Raw genomic sequence first — 2,585 nt, forward strand, 5'->3', positions numbered from 1 at the left:
CCCAAACTGCGCCTGCCCAGCGACTACAAGCCGATCAAGGGCTGGAAGATTGCTTTCTCGATGGACCTCGGTTCTTTCGAAGTGGACCCCGATGTGCGCAAGAACACGCTTGCCGCCTGCGATGTGTTTCGCTCGCTTGGCGCCACGGTCGAGGAAGTCGATCTGGGCTGGGGCGACGACGTGCTCAAGGCGGGCATGGCCTATCTCGAACATCTGTTCGGCGCCTCGCTGTCGCAACTGCTCAAGGAGCACGGCAAGGACATGACGAGCTATGCCAGGCAGTTCGCCGAGGACGGGCAGAGGTCGAAGGCGACGGACTTTGTCGGAACACTGGAAGTGGCGGCCAGGATGTACCAGACGCTGGGGCCGCTGCTGGAGACCTACGATGTGCTGATCTGCCCGACCAACGCGCTTCCCGCCGTGCCGGCGGAGTTCGATCAGACAACGGGCACGGTCGAGATCAACGGCAAGCAGGTGAACCCGTCGCTTGGCTGGGTGATGACGACGCCGTTCAACATGATGAGCCGCTGTCCGGTTCTATCCGTGCCGTCGGGCCGGGCGGCAAGCGGCGTGCCGACAGGCATCCAGATCGTCGGCCGCACCTATTGCGATGCCGATGTCTTCCGGGCGGCCATGGCCTATGAGACGGCCAAGGGGCAGTGGTACACAAACGCCGAAACGCGCCCGTCGCTATAACAGGGCGATGCGGCCCTTGCCGCGATCGTGGTTGATCTGCGGTTTCGGTTGTGGTGAGCCGACGCCGGACACCTCGAATAGACGGATCCGTGGCGGCGGCGTCGGTGATCGCCGGCAGAAGGTCCGAAAGGAGCTGGACGAAGATGGCGCAACAAAAAGCTGCGGCGGCAAAACGCAAAGGCGCAACGGCGAAGAATGGACGTGCCGCAAACGATGCCGCGCCGCCCAAGGACCGTCGGCGCGAACGCGGCGAAGCCAGCGTGCAGCGGATCATCGACGCCACCATCGAGCTCATCGCGGAGGAGGGGCTGGCAAGCGTCACCATGCAGCGCATCGCCGAACATGTCGGCTCGTCCAATGCCCTGGTCGTCTTCCATTTCCGCAGCAAGGAGAACCTGTTTCGCGCCGTCCTGCAGTATCTCAGCGATCGATATGATGAGCTGTGGGTGACGCTGGTGCGAGCGCCCGGCCTGTCGCCGGTTGAGCGGGCCCTGGGCGCGGTCGATTGCGCGCAACGTTTCGCCCGCCAGCACCCGAAATGGGTTTCGGTCTTTGTCGTGTTCTCCAGCGACCGCAAGAGCATGCAGATCTACAATGAGATCGGCCTGCCGAGCGATCTTGCCTACACCGCCGAAGCGCGCGAGCTGCTGATCGAGATTTCGCGCAGCGGCGGTTACACCGGCGTCGACATCGACACGCTGTCGGAGAGCCTGAATTATCTGGTTCATGGCGCCTGGTACTGGGATCATCTCAATCCATCCAGCCGCGACACCAACGTGCTGCGCAAGACCATGCTGCTCCTGCTGCATCAAGCGTTTCCGCGGCATTTCGAATTGATGCGCTAGAGTAATTCCAGGAAAAGTGTGAAACGGTTTTCCGTCCGGAATTGCGCCAAACAAGGAGTTGGAGTGGTTCGCCGTTTCCGTGAAACGGTGAACCGCTCTGACCGCTTTCAGGGCTGCCGCAGATGGCAGCCGGCTCGCCGCTTCTGTTCCAGATACTCGTCGACGAGCTGGCGGTAGCGCACTTTGCCGAAACTCGGGAAATGGCCGCCATGCACGACCGAGACATCGAGGTCGCGCATACGCAAGAGCGTCGCCATGTAATCGGGGATATCCGAGTGGTAGACATCGTCGATCAGCGGGCCGTCATAGATGATATCGCCTGATAACAGGATGCCCGTCCTGTTTTCATAGAGCGCGATGCCGCCGGGCGAATGGCCGGGCGTGTGGATCACCTCGAAGGCACGATCGCCGAGATCGACGACGTCCCCATGCTCGAGCAAACGGCCGGCCGGTGCGGGCAGAATGCCGTAGCGCGCCGTGTCCCAGCCTTGCGGCATGCGATCGAACATTTCGTCGGTCGCATAGGTGCCGGCTGCCGTCCACTCGTTACGCGGATCGGCGAGGATCCCGGCCTCGGCGGCGTGCACGCAGCGCTCGGGAAATTCGTGGTGACAGCCTATATGGTCGAAATGCGTGTGGCTGGCGACGCAAATCAGCTTGCGCTCGCTGACCAACGGCACGTGACGCCTGAGGCTGAAATGGCCAAGCCCGGTGTCGAACAGGAGATCGCGATCGCGGCCGCGCACATGCCACATATTGCAGCGGAAGAACGGTTTTATCCAAGGCTCGTGGATCAAGGTCACGCCATCGCTCATGCGGATGGTCTCGTACCAGTCTGGTGCCTCGATGACCGCAAGCGTTGCCATGTTTCAATCCGTCAGAAAGTTCAGTCCGTCAGCAGGATGATCTGGTCGGTATCGCAGGAAATCGCGACCCTGTCGCCCGGCTGGACGGTCGCCGTCGCGGGCAATTTGGCGATGAAGTGGAGCGAAGGGTCCTCGACGGAAACGGCGAGCACGCGCTTGAAGCTGCCCTGGAAAACCA

Annotated in this window: 3 protein-coding genes and 1 pseudogene; 2 read left to right on the plus strand and 2 right to left on the minus strand. The window is 61.9% G+C overall.

Annotated elements, in window-relative coordinates; all coding sequences use genetic code 11:
- Together EN991_RS31740 and EN991_RS31745 are read left to right on the plus strand one after the other, a co-directional pair.
- Positions 1-696, plus strand: a 696-nt coding sequence (locus tag EN991_RS31740; protein ID WP_245461131.1) for an amidase family protein, incomplete at its 5' end; no start/stop codon positions are given.
- Between the two features lie 143 nt (positions 697-839).
- Positions 840-1,541: a TetR/AcrR family transcriptional regulator gene (locus tag EN991_RS31745; RefSeq protein ID WP_013531378.1), complete on the plus strand. Its 702-nt coding sequence runs from the start codon at positions 840-842 to the stop codon at positions 1,539-1,541.
- Positions 1,542-1,648: 107 nt separating this feature from the next.
- Here EN991_RS31745 and EN991_RS31750 read toward each other — a convergent pair whose 3' ends face one another.
- Positions 1,649-2,407, minus strand: a complete 759-nt coding sequence (locus EN991_RS31750; protein WP_127370230.1) for an MBL fold metallo-hydrolase — start codon at positions 2,405-2,407, stop codon at positions 1,649-1,651.
- A 20-nt stretch (positions 2,408-2,427) separates the two neighbouring features.
- Positions 2,428-2,585, minus strand: a pseudogene (locus EN991_RS41850) (TOBE domain-containing protein); the annotation flags it as partial.

The organism is Mesorhizobium sp. M7A.F.Ca.US.005.03.2.1 (assembly GCF_003997795.1).
Lineage (GTDB): Bacteria > Pseudomonadota > Alphaproteobacteria > Rhizobiales > Rhizobiaceae > Mesorhizobium > Mesorhizobium ciceri.

Coding starts and splice junctions, on each gene's coding strand:
- EN991_RS31750 (WP_127370230.1), bottom strand. CDS start 2,407: ATGGCAACGCTTGCGGTCATCGAGGCACCAGACTGGTACGAGACCATC.
- EN991_RS31745 (WP_013531378.1), top strand. CDS start 840: ATGGCGCAACAAAAAGCTGCGGCGGCAAAACGCAAAGGCGCAACGGCG.